Genomic DNA, 18,268 nt, shown 5'->3' with positions numbered 1-18,268 from the left:
TGTTCAAAATTTAGGTAGTGATGAATGGTATAATTGAACACTTATATAAAGTTTTGTGATACGGATCTGTTAAAAACTTTAAAAATAGCATTCAATCATATTCCAATAAATTAATATACCAAAGATTATCATTTCAAATATATCTCATAATCATATTGTAAATTATAGTATGTGACTCCCTAAAAAATCACAGATTTTGGGGTTTATCAAGAACTAAAGTTTCTTAAAGTTTTGAAATTAATTCAAGGAGAAAACACAATGCAAAAATTAACCATTGGGTTGGTATTGATAATATTTATCTTGCTTGGTGTTATTGGGTACATTTTCGCATCCCAAAATACACAGATAATGCCTAATATTACATTATCAAATAATTCAACAAATGGCTCAGACTATTCTAGCGGTTCTGATTCGTCTTATTCAAAAAGTAAATCCACTAGCTCAAGTAGTACAAAACATGTAGCTACAAATACTACAAATAAGTCTAGTTCAAATAATCATACTTCGAACCCTTCTAATTCAAGCACATCTACTACAACTAAAAAGACTACAAATACTCTGACTCAGTAAGCAATTAATTTAATTTTATTTTTAAAATTTATATTATTTTTATTTTCACATAGATTTAATCCTGCAATTATATTTGAATATTAAAAAGAGATTATTTGAACTGTATATAAACACAAAAAATGGCAGTATTATGGATCTTCTGAATTTAAATTTTCCATAATCTTTTTTGTATCTTTTTTAACCACTTCTGCAGCTTCTATAAAACTATCTCGTTCTTCTTCACTCATTTTTATTGGCAATATGCCTTCTATACCATCTATTCCAAGTTTAACTGGTACTCCAAGACAAACATCATCTATTCCCTCTATTTCTCCTTCAAGAAATGCGCTGACTGTTAATATTTTCCTTTCGTCGTTTAAAATTGTGGTTACAATGTTGGAAATAGCAAAGGCGGGTCCATATTCTGTTGCACCCTTTTTACTGATTATATTATTGCCTGCATTTTTTACAGTTTCGATGGTTTTTTTAATATCAAAGGGTTGGTAACCTGTGAAATAATCCCATGCAGAATAGTATTCAATGGGAATACCTCCAATAGATGTTGAGCTTATAAGCGGAACCATGTGGGGACCGTGCTGGCCAATTATTCGGGTATGTATTTCACTTACATGCACGTGGAAATGTTTTGCCATATAATTTTTAAATCTCAATGAATCCAGGTGATTTCCAAGGCCAAAAACTTTATTTTTACTAAATCCAGATGCTTTTAAAGCTACATATGTCATAACATCTACAGGATTAGTTATAACAAGTATTATTGAATCTGGAGAAATTTCTGCGATTTTTTTTGCATAATCTGCAACTATTTCTGCATTAAGAGAGCCTAAATCTGCTCTTTCCATTCCTGGCCTTCTTGAAGCCCCTGCAGTTAAAACAACTACATCTGAACCTTCAATACTGCTAAGATCAGAAGAAGTTTTTATAGAAACATATACTCCTTTTGCAGCAAGCGCATCATAAATATCTAATGATTCTCCTTTTATTTTATCAACGCTTTCTTCTCTAGCTATAAGCACTAATTTATTAACTGAATTTTCCTCAGCCAAACAGAATGCTGCAGCCCTGCCTACTCTTCCTGTTGCGCCGATTATACTAACTTTCAATATAACACCTTCAAATTATTAGATTAAAAAAAGTAATTAAACAATACTTCAAAGTCCAACTTTATGCTTGAATATTATATGTAATGGTGATTATTAAAAGTAATTATTATTTTTTATAAATTGATGAATATTGGTAGTTGTATCTCAAATTTGATGGATGATTTTTTATTTAAATCAGGTAGATATAAACCAATTGTTTAATTAGACTTATTTAATTTAAAAAAATGGTAATAAAAGACAGTATATTCTTTTATTCCAGTCTTTTTAAGGACACTTTTGCTACTTTACGAACAAAAGTACTTTTATCATCTGTAATTTTATTTAGAGGTTCAATGGCCTGTTTATCTCCTAATTGTCCAAGGGCCCATGCTGTTCCGCTTCTAACAAAACCGCTTTCATCATCTAATGTGCTTATAAGGGGTTCAACAGCTTTTTTATTTCCAATCTTTCCGAGGGCCCATGCTGCCCCTCCCCTAACACGCCAGTTATGGTGATTTAAAGCATCAATGAGGGGATCCACGGCTGCATCTCCCATATTTCCAAGTGAACCTGATACCTGACGCCTAACCCATTTATTTTCATCATTAAGGGTTTTTATAAGGGGATTTATGGCTCTCTCATCTTTGATTTCTCCAAGGGCAAGTGCAGCTCCTCTCCTAATATTTCTATCTTCGTCTTCCAGAGCTTGAATAAGTTCATCTACAGCAGGTTCTCCAATTTCTTCAAGAAGTTCTGAAGTTTGACGACGAACATGGTCATCATTATCCTTAAAATTTTGGATCAATCTTTTAATATTTTCTTCCTTTTCCATTTTATACACCTGTTTGATATTCATAACCTGCAGATTATAATTTAATATAACTGCAATTTTAGAGCAAATATTGGCATTTGGATGGTTTTTATATATTATTTGTCTTTCATTTGGAATATATTTAATGGAATGAGTTAAAAATTTATTTTTATAAAGTAGCTAAGTAGTATCCTTTATAGCATTTTAGAAATTAATAGCTAAAAAGATAAACTATAAGACTAAATCAAAAATAATATGAATTAATGGATTTAATTAGTTTAATTAGGTAGTGGCAGTGTTGCTATGGTTGTTATCTAAACATATATCTTCGCTGTATAATGTATTTATAATATGTATTGCAGCTGATTTTCCTTCCATATCTTTTAATTCTTCAAGAATATTCATTGCTTCTTTAAATATGCTGTATATTTTATCTTCTTTACCTAATACATAATATGTTATCCCCAAAAAAAGGAGGGAAAATGCTTTTCCTTCATTATCTCCTATTTCATAAAATAGATTGAAGGCATCTTTAAAATTTTGCATGGCACTGTATGTTTTTTCCTCTTTTATGAAAAAATTACCCATAATTAAAAATAGCACTGCTTCTTTTTCATGTTCTAGGTTTTTATGTGCTTCTATGAGGGATTTTCTGATATAATTTATTTCATATCTATTTTCCAGGTATTCTTTAACCGCGTATCTTTTTTTAATTATATTCATGAGGTTTTCTATTTTGGGAGCTATTTTCTCATAATTAAGTTTACATGTATATCTCTCTTCTATACTCTCATCTTCATCATGAGTGTTATCACAGAATTCTTCATCCATATCCTCATAATTAGACTCTTCTTCTATTTTGGCATTTATTTTATCTTCACTTGCAAGGTCTATAGCTTCTTTTATGTCTTCTACTTCTTTTATTTTCTCAAACATCTCATTTTTCATGGGTGATTTTACTGAGGCATACCGTCTAAATGATCTCTGGTACTCTGTTAAAGCTTTATCTATTTCTCTTGTACTAAGATAAACATCTCCTATTATGTCTGATACGAAAGCTTCGGCTTCTTTTTCATCAAGATTAAAATATATTCGACGAGCATTTTCAAGATACTGTAGTGATTTGTCAAAGTTTTCATTCTCGAAACATAATACGCCCATATCAATTAAAACGTTGGCTTCATTTTCTTGATATCCTTTAAGCTTTTTTTGATAGTTTCTAAATGATCCTTTTTCCTTAACTTTGGCAATGCTTCCAATGGATTGGAATATGTCCCACATTATATCACACCTCGTTTAATTTATCCTTATTTTTGATATAAATATCCTAGTAAAAGTATTATGCGTAAAGGATGGTTTTAATTAGGTTATTATATGCTGTTTAATATTAATATAATTTTGCACAAAGTTTCTTTATAATTTCTGTAAAATAATTGCTAAAAATAATTAATAATATGAACAATTGATTAATTGTCCTTATTATATTGAATCACATGTTTAATTATCCCTTATTTTTAAAATAATAATTTAATTATTTAAATATGACAACTCATCATGATCTAAAATAGTCTTTATCTATGGTAATGTGACATATTTCACAAATACCATTTGATTTATATTCTTTAAAGTTATATTATACAATGGTGCCCTTAAGCTATTCCATATTTGAGCTTTAAAAGGGTGCCGGACCACTCTTTATCCTAATTTTAATGGATTAAATAAATACAATTTTATTTTAAATTAATATACATAATTTAAATTATGTAAAATATATATGGAATGGTATTAACTATTTTAATACATTAAAAATATTTAATTGAGAAGGTGACTTATTTTACGATTCAAAAACATTTTAAAAAATGAATTTTAGATATAAAATTAAAAGTATGTTTTATACAGAAAAATGTATATTATCAACAAAGGATATTTTGGTGAGTTAATGTATGATATAGCAGTTATACCTGGAGATGGCATTGGGAAGGAAGTTATGGATGCAACGCTACAGGTTTTAGATGCTTTGGATATTAAGTTCAATTATAAAGAGGCGCGCGCTGGAGAAAAGTGTTTTAGGCGAACTGGTACCACAATACCTGATGAAACAATTCAAATCGCAAAAGATTGTGATGCCTCCCTATTTGGAGCTGTAACATCCATTCGTAGCCAAAAAAGTGCTATTATAACACTGCGAAAGGAATTAGATCTTTATGCTAATTTGAGACCTGTTAAATCTTACCCTGGTGTGAAGAGTATTTTTAAAGATCTTGATTTTATCATTGTAAGAGAAAATACAGAAGGTCTTTATTCTGGTATTGAAAAAGAAACAGAAGGCGGTGCAACGGCTACAAGAATTATCACGACCAAAGCAAGTGAAAGAATTTGTAAATTCGCTTTTGAATATGCTAAAGAGAATGGGAGAAACAGAGTCAGCGCTGTTCACAAGGCAAATGTACTTAAAAAAACAGATGGTTTGTTTAAAGATACTTTTTATAATGTCGCCGAAGGTTACGATGGTATTGAAACCAATGACTTTTATGTGGATGCTACAGCAATGTTTTTCATTACAAAACCTCAAATGTTCGATGTGATTGTCACAACGAACTTATATGGGGATATACTCTCAGACGAAGGTGCAGGACTTGTTGGTGGGCTTGGATTAATACCTTCGGCTAATATTGGAAAAAATAATGGTTTATTTGAACCAGTACATGGGTCAGCACCAGATATTGCTGGAAAAAATATTGCAAACCCCTCCGCAATGATATTGTCTGCAGTAATGATGCTTGATTACCTTAAAGAACATGATGCAGCCCGTAAAGTCGAAAATGCATTGATGAAAGTTCTGAGTGAACGTAAAGTAGTAACTTGTGACTGTGGAGGCAGTGCAACCACAATGGAGATGGCCCTTGAGGTTAAAAGTAAAATAGAATCTAAATAATTTTTTAGGTATATAACCTTAAATTTTGTGAATCCATTCTACTATTAATTAAATCAGTTCATTAGATCTGTAAATTAATTAAATCGCCAATTATAATAAATTTATGAGTATAATAGATATTTAACATGACTATTTAATATTAAATAAAATTCTAGAAAATTTCAGGAAAACAGTGACATAGTAAGTTTTATATTGATACAGAATCATATTTTTTATAGAGTTAAGGGTGATATAAAAGGTAGCAATGTTTTTAATATTTTTGAACTTAAACTGTTCATTTGAAATAACTGAATCCACCTTTAATCAGTTTTTTACAACCACAAAAATCAAAGATTTTTGGGTTCAGAAAATGTTTACAAAATCTTCGATTTTGTAACAGCAAACACTATGTGTTTGCATGCGTTGCATTTTCCTCAACGTTTAAAAGATTTTTATATTAATTGGAGGAATTTTTATATGAAAACTACAATTAGCGTAATTAAAGCAGACGTTGGAAGTGTTGCAGGACATGGAATAGCTCACCCTGCATTACTTGCAAAATGTGAAGAGATCCTTGCAAAGGCAAAAGAAGAAGAACTTCTTACAGACTATTATGTAACCAACTGTGGGGACGACACAGAACTTATAATGACCCACAAACAGGGTGAAGAAAACAAAGAAATCCATGAATTAGCATTTAATGCATTTATGGAAGCAACTGCAATCGCAAAAGATTTAAAACTTTATGGTGCAGGTCAAGACCTTCTCTCAGACACATTCTCAGGAAACATCAAAGGAATGGGCCCTGGTGTAGCAGAGATGGAATTTAAAGAAAGGCCAAGTGACCCTGTAGTTGTTTTCTGTTGCGATAAAACAGAACCTGGTGCATTTAACCTGCCTATTTTTAGAATGTTTGCAGACCCTTTTAACACAGCTGGACTTGTAATAGACCCTTCCTTACACAACGGATATAAATTTGAAATATTTGATGTAATGGAACACAAAAAAGTTACAATGAACTGTCCTGAAGAGATGTACGATGCACTCGCACTTCTTGGATCAATAAGCAGATACGTAATAAAACGTGTTATAAGAAAAGACGACAATGAAATAGCAGCTGCAATAAGTACAGAAAGATTAAACTTAATGGCTGGATCTTATGTTGGTAAAGATGACCCAGTTGCAATTGTAAGGTCACAATCAGGATTCCCTGCCGCTGGAGAAGTTGTAGAACCATTTGCATTCCCACATTTAGTTGGAGGATGGATGAGAGGTTCACACAACGGTCCATTAATGCCTGTAGGGCAGAAAAACGCTTACCCTGTAAGATTTGACGGACCTCCACGAGTTATGGCTCTTGGATTCCAGATTGCAGATGGTGAACTTGTAGGACCTGCAGATATGTTCGACGATCCTGCATACGACCCTGCAAGGAAACAGGCAGCAGAAATAGCAGATTACATGAGAAGGCACGGTCCATTTGAACCACACAGGTTACCTGCAGATGAAATGGAATACACAAGTCTTCCTGGTGTAATGGAAAAATTAGAAGGCAGATTTGAGGATATAGATTAATTTTATTCTCAATTCTTTTTTTAATTTAGATTAGTTAAATTCTTAAATAGCATTTGTTTTTCATTAATTTATATTTCCCTGAATCTCTAGTTAATAGTCTAATTTTTATTTATGTTTGATAGATTATTTGATTAAAAATTTGGATGTATTCTAATCAATTATCCAAATTAAGCATAACTTATTTTTACAGCGACGTAACTTTTTAAACTTATGAAGTTTAGGTATTCGAAAATCGTAGATTTTCGATGATTTCATAAACGTCAAAACTGAAAGTCTTCAAAATCTCAGATTTTGAGACTCAGAAAACGAAGCATGCGAATCTTCGATTTGCTGCTGCAAAAATCTTTGATTTTTGCAAGCTTCGTACGGCATTTGAAAAATCGTAGATTTTCGATGTTTGCAAAAACATTGGTTTTGCAACCGTAAAAAATTGAAAATTTTTTACATGCCCTCGAACATTTCATGTTCAGGGCCGAGGAAACTTCGTTTCCTCAGGCATCACAATCAAGTTGTGAAAGTTTCCTAAAGTTTTGACAGTAATTACGTATTTAAATGCATACATAAACAAATTATCTTATTAAATATCGTCAAAAATATTTGGTCATTCACTATAAGAAACTATAAAATAGTATAAAATCAATCTAATAATCTGGGCATGAGGAGGGATAAAAGTAAAACTCACTTACGATAATTTCAAAGAGATATTTGATAAATCTCCTATGGGAATTCTTTTTTACAGTAAAGAAGGTCGGTTAATTGATGCTAACCCTTCAGCATTAAAAATTACTGGAACTTCCTCATTAAAAGATTGTGCGAAACTTAATTTATTTAATAAATCTTATGTTGCTTCAAAAAAGGAAGAATTACTTAAAAAAGGGTTAATTAAATTTCAAACTCCTCTAAATTTTCAAAATAGTGGAGGTGATTCCCATGATATTCTTAAAAAGCCCAAAACTATTTTTATTGAATGGAATATTGCTGCTATTAACGCTGGTTACTTAGTCCAGATTCAGGACATAACTGCGAGTAAAAATGAAGAACCCCTTAAAAGTGAAGATAAATACAAGCGTTGGTTTGAAGATGATTTAACTGGGGATTTTATTGCAACTACTTGTGGTCAAATTATTGATTGTAACCCTGCTTTTGCAGAAATTTACGGATTTGATAACTGTGAAAAAGCTGTTGAATCAAATATTTGCGATTTCAACCGTGATGATTGGATTAATTTGATCACCTCCTTAAAAATAGAATATAAAATCTACGATCATCAAAGCTGGCATAAGCGGCCAGATGGAATACAAATTCATGTTGTCGCAAATGTTATCGGTATTTTTGATGATTCAGATGAATTGGTTCAGGTTAAAGGCTATGTGTTTGATGATACTAAACGTAAACAGGCTGAAGAATCCCTTAAAGAGAGTGAAGAGAAATACAGGCTCCTTTTTGATGAGGACTTAACTGGGGATTTTATTGCAACTCCTGAAGGTGAAATTCTCGAGTGTAACCCTTCTTTTGCAGAAATTTATGGATTTGATGACTGTAATATGGCTCTCGAATGGAATATTCTTGAATCTAACCCATTTGACTGGCCTTATATGGTCACTCGACTGAAAAAGGAGCATAAGATATTGGGTTATCAAAGCTGGCAGAGAAGATCTGATGGTATGAGAATCCATGTTGTTGCTAACGTTGTTGGTATTTTCAACGATTTAAATGAGTTAATTCAGGTTAAAGGTTATGTATTTGATGATACTGAACGTAAAAATGCTGAAGAAAACCTCATTAATAGCAAACGTCAAATAACTGAAATTTTAGACAGCATTCAGGATAATTTCATTGCATTAAATTACTACTGGAATTTTATTTATGTAAATAAATGTGCAGCTGAATATTTCGGTGTCGATGCAGATGATCTTATTGGACAAAATCTGTGGGAAAGATTTCCTGAACTTGTAAAAACCAGATGTGAGGAAACATTCCGCAGAACAATGGAAACTAACAAAATTCAACATTTTGAAGCGCCAAGCATGTATGGAACTGGAGAATGGTTTGATTTCAGTGTTTATCCCTCTGCTGAGGGAATATCTATTTACTGGAGAGATATAACTGAGCGCAAAAAGCTGAAAAAAGATAAAAATACACTTAAAATAAAGTGAATGTTAATTAAAAAAATTTTTGTAGAATTGAAAAAGAAAGTTATAATTAGGGGAACTGTTTTTTAACTTAAGATATGACATTAACTGGAATTTTTGAGCCCCTGACCACGTTTTCAGCTGTACTTCCAAGAAGGAACCTTTCTATACCATGTTTTCCTGACTTTCCCATCACTATGTGATCTACATTTTCTTCTTCTGCTGTTTTAAGTATAACTTCTGCAGGTTTGCCTTCTTTAATCATGGTGATAAGGTTAATATTTGGACATTTACCTGCACACTTTTTTTCCTCTATTTTTGATTTAAATTTTTTAACAGCTTCTTTTCCATCTTCACGTAACTGTTCATCAAGTTGTTCTCTTAACTCTTTTTGTGGAAGTGCATATTTGTAATATGCATCAATTACGTATAAAACAATGATATCTGCACTATTTGAACCTGCCATTGAAATAGCGTGTTCTCCTGCTTTTTCGGCCTGCTCAGAATTATCTGTAGCTAATAATATTTTCCTATACATGATTTTTTCCTCCGTTTATCCAGTCATCATGTTTTTAAATACATAACTTGCTTCTTAAGCTTTTAAAATAAAAAAAATTATAGAATTTTTAAATTCTACAAATTATGTCGTGTTTAGACTCTTCCTAGGGCGGGTGCAGCTAATGGTGACAGCATTACAAGTATAGTCAGGATAATTCCGATTATAACCAGAGGTACTCCTACTTTGAATATTTCTTTTATGTTGATATACTTGGTTCCGTATGCCATTGCAACTGTTGGGTCGGCCATTGGAAGCATGAAGGATAAACTACATGCTATTGCTACTGGTACTGCGTAAATTCCAATTGGTTGTCCCTGTGCCTGTGCTAAAGTTACTGCTATTGGTATTAAAATCGCTGATAGTGCGATGTTAGACATTACCTGAGTTATTGTAACTGCTATGATCATGAGCACGATGGTGATGAGTAGTGTTGATGCGTTGGTTCCCATTAGTGTTATGATGTGTTGTACTAGCCAGTTTGCTGCTCCTGTGTTTAGTAGTGCTGCTCCTAAGGACAATGCTCCTCCAAAGAATATTATGAGTCCCCAGTCTACACCGTTTTGCGCGTCCTGCCAGTCGATTACTCTAAATGCAAATAGGAGTACTGCACCGATTAATGCAACTGAATAACTGTTTATTCCAGTGTAGTTTGTTGTAACCCATAATAATATGGTGAACAATAATATTCCAAGAGTGAATTTTTCCATTCGGCTCATAGGGCCTAATTCTGCCATTTTAGCATTAATAGTGTCCATTCCACCTATTATACCTTTGACTTCTGGTTTGTATATGATGCCTAACCATTTCCAGATTATAAATAGAAGTATTATTGCAAGTGGGAATCCGAAGATCATCCAGTTTACAAAGGGGATGTGAGTGTATGCTGCGGCCATCAGGTTGGGCGCGGTTCCTATTTCTGTACCGAATCCACCTGCCAGTGAACCGAAGGATCCTCCGATAACCATGGCTTTGGCAAAATTACTACCTCCTTTTTCAGGGTCATTTACACCCATTAGAGGTATGATTTCTTTTATAATTGGAAGCAGCATTGCATATGCTACTACATTCTCAATAAACGCTGAAAGAATTCCAGTTGAGAAAACAACTACAAAAAGACTTCTATCAGGAGTAGTACCTAATTTGTTAAGTAGTGTGTATGTTAAACGTTGTGCAAGTCCACTTTTACGTATAGCTTCTGCTATAATGAATCCTCCAATCATCAGGAAGATAATACCGTTTGCAAATCCGATGACGGCACTGTTAAAATCAGTAACACCAATTAATGGCTGAACAAAAAGCAGTAGTAACGATGTCACGGCTAAATGTAAGGCTTCAGTAACCCACATAATTATGGCAAAAATCAAGAGTGCAAGCGCTGCGTGCCCTGCATAGCTTAAACCTGGTGTAGGAATAAGCATCATGACTATAAAGAGAAGTATAGCCAAAGGAAATCCTAAAACCTTTAAATTTATATTCGTTTTTATTCCTCCTAAAAAATTTTAATTTTTTAGGGCCGTCGAACACATAGCCCTCGAAAACTGTCAAAAAATCATGGATTTTTTGACGCATGTAAAATCCTGCGGATTTTGCTGTTCAGGAAATCGTAGCTTACAAACACGAAGTGTTTGTGCTCCAAAAATTCCATCAAAAAAATCTACGATTTTTTGGGGCTCCAAAAACTAAAAGTTTTTGAGAGCTTCGAATTTTTGAGAGATTTCCTTCAACATGCAAAAAACTTTGTTTTTTGCGGTTGAGGAACTACGTTCCTCAAACATCGAAAATTATAAATTTTCGAATGCTTTGTTTTTTTGGGTGTGTGCAAAAATTCTTTGAATTTTTGCCATTACGAAATCGAAAATTTCGTAAACGCTAAAATTCATAATTTTGGCAGTGTTCGGGCATTCGAAAATCATTTATGATTTTCGAAAGGTTCAGGAAACCCCTTGGGGGTTTCCTTCAACCTCCTTCATTTTTAACAGATAACTTAAAGAGATTGTATAATATAAATATATTTCACAATGATTAATCATGCATATTATTAATTTTTTTAAAAACTGTATGTATTATATTTAAGTTATAATACAAAAATTAGGAGGTACTGGAGATTATATGTTAAAATTAGACTAATTTGAATAAAGAATATTATGAATTTTTAATTAATTTAATAGTTTATTTTTTGTTTTATGTAATTTCGATGGTAGACTATTAAAAGGTGGAATTATTTAAGAAATGAGTTATATTTAATAATACATCTTTCAATCTAAAAACAGTTTAGAAGGGTTTTGGACGCACATTTTTTTTATGTGATTCTCTTTGATTCCGCATTTAATCATGGAATTTATAAACATTTTCATCCCTTCAACAGGCACAGGATTATGAGCTTGCCCGAAGTCCGTAGCCATTATGCATCTTTCAGGTCCTACTTCTTTAATTGCATCTGCAATTACATTTGGATCTAAATTGTCATGCTTTTCCATGCATGCAACGAAACAGTGTTCAAGATAAGCATATTTAGACATTTCTTTTTGTTCAGCTACAGTTGCACTTACCACTCTGGTTAATGGATGATTGATGATTATTTTTTTAATTTTCAGACTTTTTGCATAGTCAAGGAGTAAAAATATGTCTTCTGGCTTTAAATGACCTGTGGCTAAAACTAGTTCTTTTTCTGCAATAATATTTAGAATGCTTTCTATGTTTTCATAAGTTATCGAGATATCTGGAGCAGAGATAGTTGGAAACCATATTATTTTGCCGCCAAGTTCAGCGGTAACATTGACCGCTTCTGGGTTTAACCCACCAGCACTTAGATTTAAACTTACTCCTCCAATTACTTTAAATCCTGATATTTTTTCTGCAATCTGGGCTCTCCCTGCAGTGGATTCAACATGGGATTTTATTACAATTGCCCTCATTTTCTCCTGCTTTGCCCTATATGCAGCTTCAATATCATTTAATATCCTTGGTTTAATATCGGGGGAAGTATGGACATGGGTATCTATAAGTCCTTCAAGCAGGTTTTTATCTTTTAAATTTTCCATAAAGATCGTTTTAAAAATTAATAAGTAATTAAATATGTTTTAAATAGCTGTAATTTAGTAAATGATTAGAAAGTATCTACTTTCTTCTTTACTTCTTCATAAAGGTTATTTCCCTCTGAATCCATTGCAACAATTAACGGGCCAAAGTCTTTAACTTCAAGCTCCCATATAGCTTCAGGGATTCCCAGGTCAATCCAGTTAACTCCTTTTACCTTGTTAATGGATTTAACATATAATGCAGCACATCCACCCACTGCTGCCAGATATACAGAATTATTTTCCATAAGCGCATCTGCAGTTTCACTGTCCATACCGCCTTTTCCTATTATGGCGCTTATTCCTAATTTTAAAACATCTGGCTGGTAGGGGTTCATCCTTGTGCTTGTTGTAGGGCCTACAGCAACAATTTTATAATTTACACTTTCACCTGTTTCTATGGTTTTTATTATAGGGCCTGCATGGAAAATAACTGCCCCTTCCAGGTTTACAGGTGAGCCTTCTTTTAATATTCTTTGATGGGCCCTATCCCTTGCAGTGTAAATGGTACCAGATATATACACAATATCTCCTGCTTTCAATTGCTTTGTATCTTCTTTTGAAAGCGGTGTTTTAAGTTTTACATTCATACATTCACCTATATAATCTTTTAATATTTATTTTTTCTATTTATAGTTAATATTCTGTATTTTTATACATTTAATATTAGTATAGTTCTATCTTTTGTTATAATTTCCAAAATAGTATTTTTTTTCACCTTAATTTACTTTTTGAAACGATAATGTTATCTATGTAAATAGGTATAATAGCTATTTACTATCTTGAATAAATTAGATTTTTGAGGTTGATTATGTCCAGTGAAAATAAACTTGTAAGTCTTACAAAATATATTATGACACTTCCACCAACCAGAATTTCTCTCTTTAGTATGGTGTTTTTAAGTTTCATTATAGGGTGCATCGCTTTTTTATTGGCACCATCACCAAATGACTCTATACTTTACAGTATTGTTTATGGCGGCTCAACGGGCTTTTTAATTTTTGGATTGATGTCTATAATGGGGGGAGGTTTAACTCAACCTATGGTAAATTCTTTTAAAGGTAGACACATGAAAATGAAGCAGTCCATGTTTCTTGCCCTTGCTTCCATGATGATAGTAGGAGTTATATACCTCATTGGAAGTGTTGTATCGGTATTCACTGTGAACAATTATGTTTTAAATGCTTTAATATTTGGTTGTGTTATTGCATTTGCCTTTAGAACCCTTGTAATATGGGGTACTTCTAATATAAGTCTTCTAAAATCTGTTGTTATATCTGTAGTTCAGCCAGCACTTATACTGAGTATGCTGGTGGTTATATCTTTCTTAACAAGTGTAACTACCAATATGGGTGACTTTAGCATAATAGCCATTGTTGGAAAGATAGTGATAGCCTCTGTAATACTGGTAATTGCAATTTATTCCTTTGTAGCAGTTATAGAGTCCCCTATGAGAAAGAATTTGGGGGTAGGTGGTTTAGAACTTTTAAGTCTTGCTCTAGCCCATATTACAGAAGGCTCTCCTGCTATGGAAACACTTTTTGAAGACATAGGCGAGCCTATTGATACATTAACTGGAATTTTCAGTTTTAAAGGTAAAAATGGAGTTAAAGCAATATTTTTATCTCCCTGTGTCCATCCTGGCCCACTTGGAAATATCGGGGGTGGAAACATGCCTACCATACTTTCAAATAAATTTGATGTATTCACAATGGTTTCACATGGACCATCCACTCATGACTTTAACCCAGTAGCTTCAAAAGAAATAAATAAAATAGAAAAAGTTGTTAAAGACGCTTTAAATAATATGGATTACTCTGAAAGCGCAAGTAAATTCTTTAGAGTTGAAAATGAAGGTGCAGTAATTGGTGCACAGTATTTTGATAAGAATTTATTGATGCTTGCTACATTTGCACCTGGTGGATTTGATGATATAGATTTTGGTGTTGGTCTTGCTCTTATGAATCTTGCAAAGGCTTCATGTGAGGCCCAGAATGTTGTACTGGTTGATTGCCACAACAGCTTTAAAGGCGAAGGGGGAAGAGTTTTGCCGGGTAACAAGGAAGTTTTTGAGCTTATGGGGGCAGTTGAAAAACTTAAATCTCCAGAGCAGGAAAATGGAATTAAAGTCGGCTGCAGCAGTGATCCATTAGACAGCGTATCTAAAGAAGATGGTGTTGGCCAGAGCGGAATAAAAGTGATGGTTATTGAAGTTGGAGCTCAAAAAACAGCATACATTCTTTTAGATTCAAATAACATGGTCATTGGATTTAGAGATGTTATACTGGAAAAAGTTAAAACATTAGGGTTGGATTATGCGGAAGTAATGACTACGGATACTCATTTTGTAAATACAATGTCTGGAGGCCATAATCCTGTAGGTACCAAGATGCAGGATGAAATAATAGATGCTATTTTGAAGTGTACAAAAGAAGCTTTAAATGACTTAGAAGATGTTTCGGTCGGTTGTAAAGTGGCCAATATTAAAGATATTAAAACATTTGGTCCACTAAATGCTACTGAACTTGTAACCACCATCAGTTCTATTGTAGCTGTAAGCAGAATATTCGCGCCGCTGGTATTTTTACTTGCTTTACTGTTTGTATTTATATGGATATTCTATGGAACATTTAGTATTTAGTGAAAAAATAAGTTAAAGAATTTAAATAAAAAAGAAATTTTTTTATTATTTACTGGAGATTTGCGAATATAACCCATACCATGATCCATATGAAGAAGAAAGGAACTATGCCGCTCCAAAGCCATCCACTGAGCCCATTAACTTCTTCTTTTCCGAATAGTCTTTCTGAAAGCTGGCCTAATATGTAAAGGATGACTAAAGCTGCTATAACTGCTATTGCTTCATTTTTAAATATTACTCCGCTGCTTAATATATATGAGAGGTAACCTGCTATTATTCCTCCAACTGTGTGAATGGAAGCTACTTTTCCATCTGTGTCCATGTTTTTCCTCCTCTAATATTCTTTTCTAATCAATATAGTATTTTATTATTTAGATTATTTATCCTCGTAAATTCATTAATTTGTTAAGCGATGAATTTTAATCAATGCTCTAACAAATATACATAAAGTATCTAATTAGAAAATTCTTTATATAGTTTGGTGGGGTTACTAATAAATGTTTTATTTGTTACAAATTTTCAAAACTACATTTTATGAATTTGCATAAATTTGAATTTTTTTTATGTCTTTAATAATTTACGTTTGGTATTGCAGAAATAGGTTTTTTGTGTATTTAATTAACTTATTTATATACATAAACTTTTTAATTTAATTCATTTACATAGATAAATAGAATTATTTTGCAATACACTCAGATCATAAGTGTATTGTATTATGTAGGTTATATATTAATAATATATCGATGATTTGATTTGTTTATTATTTTTATAATATGATTAATGATTAATAGGCGAAGAAAATCAAAGAAACCTAACAGATTTTCTTCTACATAAAATCAAAGATAGTTTAAGGTTGAAGGAACTCTCTTTCGAGATTTCCTGAACCAAAAAAAAATAGAAAATTTTTTTAAGGTGATAAAATGAAAAATATGTCTAATGTAGATGTTTACGCTGTTTGTCATGAATTAAGAGATTTATTAAAAGGTGCAAGAGTTGATAAGGCATATCAACCTACAAAGGATACCGTTTTAATAAGATTTCACGTAGCGGGTAAAGGAAGGGTTGATATAGTCTTCCAGGCAGGAAGAAGAATTCATATGACTCAGTATCCACTACCTAACCCTAAAATACCTCCGAACTTTCCAATGCTCCTTCGAAAATATATCAAAGGGGCCACTGTGGAAGATATAAGGCAGTACAATTTTGATAGAATTGTAGAACTGCATGTAGCTAAAGAGAAGAAATTTACTTTAGTAATTGAGCTGTTTGCTAAGGGTAACATAATACTCCTTGATGAAGAAGGAAAGATTATTTTACCACTTAAACGTAAACTGTGGAGCGATAGGAAAATATCATCTAAAGAAGAGTACAAATACCCCCCAAAACGAGGTATAAATCCTTTAGAAGTCAAGAAAGAAGAACTGGAGGCTGTATTTAGAAATTCTGACTCTGATGTTATAAGAACTCTTGCAAGAAGTGGATTGGGTGGTATCTACTCTGAAGAAATACTGCTCAGATCTAACGTTCAAAAAGATTTACCTGCTGCAGAAATTTCAAATAGCGACCTTGATTCAATTTATAACTCAATATATGGGCTTTTTGAGCCACTTAGGACATCTAACTTCCATCCACAAATAGTGTCTGATGGAAAGGAAGATGTACTGCCTCTTGACCTTAAAATTTATGAGAATTATAAAAAAGAGGCGTTTGAAACATACAATGATGCAGCAGACGAATTTTTCAGTAGTGAAGTAAGGGAAACCATTAAGAATGAATATGAAGATGTATGGGGAGCTGAAGTCAAGAAGTTTGAGAAACGGCTGAAAATACAGGAAGAAACTTTAGATAAATTCCATAAAACAATTAAGGTGTCCAAAAAGAGAGGGGATTTATTGTATGCTAATTATGGGAAAATTCAAAGCATTCTTGATATTATAAAAGATGCTAGGGAAAAGTATTCCTGGAATGAAATAGCTTCAAAGCTTAAAACAGCTCGAAAACAGGGTTTAGCGGGTGCGGATATAATTGAATCTCTGGATAAGCTTGGAAATCTTACCTTAAAAATTGAAGATGAAGTTATAAACATAGATGCCAAAGTTGAAATCCCTGAAAACGCTGAAGTTTATTATGAAAAGGCTAAAAAGGCTAAACGGAAAATAACTGGGGTTAATATTGCAATCGAAAAGACAAAAAAAGAAATTGAAAAGGCAAAAAATAAAAAAGAAATAGAAATGGAAAGGGTTACTTTGCCTCAAAAAAGGGTTAAAAAAGAGCTTAAATGGTTTGAAAAGCTGCGGTGGTTCCTTTCTTCAGACGGCTTTTTAGTAATTGGGGGAAGAGACGCAAACTCCAATGAGATAGTGGTAAAAAAATATATGGAAAATAATGATGTTTATTTCCACTCAGATATCCATGGAGCACCATCGGTTATAATAAAAAGCCAGGGTAAAGAAATACCTGAAACAACTTTAAATGAAGCAGCTTCATTTGCAGCATCATTTTCAAGTGCATGGACAAAAGGATTTGGGTCGCAGGATGTGTACTGGGTCCATCCAGATCAGGTTTCAAAGACCCCTCAATCTGGTGAATTTGTTAAAAAGGGCGCATTTATAATTAGGGGGACTAGAAATTACGTACGGGCAGCAACACTTTTAATAGCGGTTGGAGTCGTTGATTATGAAGGTGAAAGACTGATGGCAGGCCCTTTAGACGCTGTAAAGAAATATACAGATAATTATGTAATTATAAAACCAGGTTATACTAAAAAAGAAGCATTATCAAGGGAAATAAGGCACAAACTTGATCAAGAGCATATTGTTACTATGGATGATCTCGTAAGGGTTTTACCTTCTGGAAAAGCAGATATTGTTGATGAGAGGGATCTTAGACGGAGGTAAAATTATAAAA

At 32.8% G+C, this 18,268-nt stretch carries 14 protein-coding genes; 6 read left to right on the top strand and 8 right to left on the bottom strand.

Going from position 1 to position 18,268, the window contains the following annotated elements; genetic code table 11:
- Positions 1-258 precede the first annotated feature (258 nt).
- Positions 259-570, top strand: a complete 312-nt coding sequence (locus EJ01_RS02030) for a hypothetical protein (protein WP_048080257.1) — start codon at positions 259-261, stop codon at positions 568-570.
- Between the two features lie 128 nt (positions 571-698).
- On the opposite strand, the gene EJ01_RS02025 is transcribed toward EJ01_RS02030, so the two are convergent.
- The 3 genes from EJ01_RS02025 to EJ01_RS02015 all read right to left on the bottom strand — a co-directional run bounded on the left by EJ01_RS02025 (position 699) and on the right by EJ01_RS02015 (position 3,744).
- A complete protein-coding gene (locus EJ01_RS02025; protein WP_048080256.1) occupies positions 699-1,673 on the bottom strand; it encodes a malate dehydrogenase in 975 nt (324 codons plus the stop codon).
- 250 nt (positions 1,674-1,923) lie between these two features.
- Positions 1,924-2,484 (bottom strand): HEAT repeat domain-containing protein, encoded by a 561-nt coding sequence (locus EJ01_RS02020; protein ID WP_048080255.1) that lies wholly within the window; start codon positions 2,482-2,484, stop codon positions 1,924-1,926.
- 261 nt (positions 2,485-2,745) lie between these two features.
- Positions 2,746-3,744 (bottom strand): tetratricopeptide repeat protein, encoded by a 999-nt coding sequence (locus EJ01_RS02015; RefSeq protein WP_048080254.1) that lies wholly within the window; start codon positions 3,742-3,744, stop codon positions 2,746-2,748.
- A gap of 658 nt (positions 3,745-4,402) precedes the next feature.
- Between EJ01_RS02015 and aksF the strand changes: the two genes are divergently transcribed.
- From aksF to EJ01_RS02000, 3 genes are all read left to right on the top strand, one after another.
- Entirely contained in the window at positions 4,403-5,398 is a 996-nt protein-coding gene (aksF, locus tag EJ01_RS02010) for a homoisocitrate dehydrogenase (protein ID WP_048080253.1), read from the top strand.
- A 456-nt stretch (positions 5,399-5,854) separates the two neighbouring features.
- Positions 5,855-6,952, top strand: a complete 1,098-nt coding sequence (gene fbp, locus EJ01_RS02005) for a fructose-1,6-bisphosphate aldolase/phosphatase (RefSeq protein WP_048080252.1) — start codon at positions 5,855-5,857, stop codon at positions 6,950-6,952.
- A gap of 665 nt (positions 6,953-7,617) precedes the next feature.
- Positions 7,618-9,108 carry a PAS domain-containing protein gene (locus tag EJ01_RS02000; protein WP_269221221.1) on the top strand — a complete coding sequence of 497 codons (1,491 nt, stop codon included), beginning with the start codon at positions 7,618-7,620 and terminating at the stop codon, positions 9,106-9,108.
- 67 nt (positions 9,109-9,175) lie between these two features.
- Here the strand turns inward: EJ01_RS02000 and EJ01_RS01995 are convergent, their stop codons facing one another.
- The 4 genes from EJ01_RS01995 to EJ01_RS01980 form a co-directional block, all read right to left on the bottom strand.
- Positions 9,176-9,622 carry a universal stress protein gene (locus EJ01_RS01995; protein WP_048080250.1) on the bottom strand — a complete coding sequence of 149 codons (447 nt, stop codon included), beginning with the start codon at positions 9,620-9,622 and terminating at the stop codon, positions 9,176-9,178.
- A 113-nt stretch (positions 9,623-9,735) separates the two neighbouring features.
- Entirely contained in the window at positions 9,736-11,088 is a 1,353-nt protein-coding gene (locus EJ01_RS01990; RefSeq protein ID WP_276324868.1) for a DASS family sodium-coupled anion symporter, read from the bottom strand.
- 810 nt (positions 11,089-11,898) lie between these two features.
- Positions 11,899-12,684 (bottom strand): DUF6282 family protein, encoded by a 786-nt coding sequence (locus EJ01_RS01985; protein ID WP_048080248.1) that lies wholly within the window; start codon positions 12,682-12,684, stop codon positions 11,899-11,901.
- A 65-nt stretch (positions 12,685-12,749) separates the two neighbouring features.
- Positions 12,750-13,310, bottom strand: coding sequence for a FumA C-terminus/TtdB family hydratase beta subunit (locus EJ01_RS01980; RefSeq protein WP_048080247.1), 561 nt, complete (start codon positions 13,308-13,310; stop codon positions 12,750-12,752).
- Between the two features lie 221 nt (positions 13,311-13,531).
- On the opposite strand from EJ01_RS01980, the gene EJ01_RS01975 reads away from it, so the two are divergent.
- Entirely contained in the window at positions 13,532-15,361 is a 1,830-nt protein-coding gene (locus EJ01_RS01975; protein WP_048080246.1) for a DUF2070 family protein, read from the top strand.
- A gap of 49 nt (positions 15,362-15,410) precedes the next feature.
- On the opposite strand, the gene EJ01_RS01970 is transcribed toward EJ01_RS01975, so the two are convergent.
- Positions 15,411-15,683: an EMC6-like membrane protein gene (locus EJ01_RS01970; protein WP_048080245.1), complete on the bottom strand. Its 273-nt coding sequence runs from the start codon at positions 15,681-15,683 to the stop codon at positions 15,411-15,413.
- 598 nt (positions 15,684-16,281) lie between these two features.
- Between EJ01_RS01970 and rqcH the strand changes: the two genes are divergently transcribed.
- Positions 16,282-18,258 (top strand): ribosome rescue protein RqcH, encoded by a 1,977-nt coding sequence (gene rqcH, locus EJ01_RS01965; RefSeq protein WP_048080244.1) that lies wholly within the window; start codon positions 16,282-16,284, stop codon positions 18,256-18,258.
- Positions 18,259-18,268 lie beyond the last annotated feature (10 nt).

It is taken from the genome of Methanobacterium veterum, assembly GCF_000745485.1.
Classification (GTDB): domain Archaea; phylum Methanobacteriota; class Methanobacteria; order Methanobacteriales; family Methanobacteriaceae; genus Methanobacterium_D; species Methanobacterium_D veterum.
This window is presented reverse-complemented; position numbering and strand designations above follow the sequence as displayed.

Bases quoted from the DNA above. Each gene is read 5' to 3' on its own strand.
- EJ01_RS01970 (WP_048080245.1), bottom strand. From the start codon at position 15,683: ATGGACACAGATGGAAAAGTAGCTTCCATTCACACAGTTGGAGGAATA.
- fbp (WP_048080252.1), top strand. From the start codon at position 5,855: ATGAAAACTACAATTAGCGTAATTAAAGCAGACGTTGGAAGTGTTGCA.
- aksF (WP_048080253.1), top strand. From the start codon at position 4,403: ATGTATGATATAGCAGTTATACCTGGAGATGGCATTGGGAAGGAAGTT.
- EJ01_RS01980 (WP_048080247.1), bottom strand. From the start codon at position 13,310: ATGAATGTAAAACTTAAAACACCGCTTTCAAAAGAAGATACAAAGCAA.
- EJ01_RS02015 (WP_048080254.1), bottom strand. From the start codon at position 3,744: ATGTGGGACATATTCCAATCCATTGGAAGCATTGCCAAAGTTAAGGAA.
- EJ01_RS01975 (WP_048080246.1), top strand. From the start codon at position 13,532: ATGTCCAGTGAAAATAAACTTGTAAGTCTTACAAAATATATTATGACA.
- EJ01_RS02030 (WP_048080257.1), top strand. From the start codon at position 259: ATGCAAAAATTAACCATTGGGTTGGTATTGATAATATTTATCTTGCTT.
- EJ01_RS01985 (WP_048080248.1), bottom strand. From the start codon at position 12,684: ATGGAAAATTTAAAAGATAAAAACCTGCTTGAAGGACTTATAGATACC.
- EJ01_RS01995 (WP_048080250.1), bottom strand. From the start codon at position 9,622: ATGTATAGGAAAATATTATTAGCTACAGATAATTCTGAGCAGGCCGAA.
- EJ01_RS02020 (WP_048080255.1), bottom strand. From the start codon at position 2,484: ATGGAAAAGGAAGAAAATATTAAAAGATTGATCCAAAATTTTAAGGAT.
- rqcH (WP_048080244.1), top strand. From the start codon at position 16,282: ATGAAAAATATGTCTAATGTAGATGTTTACGCTGTTTGTCATGAATTA.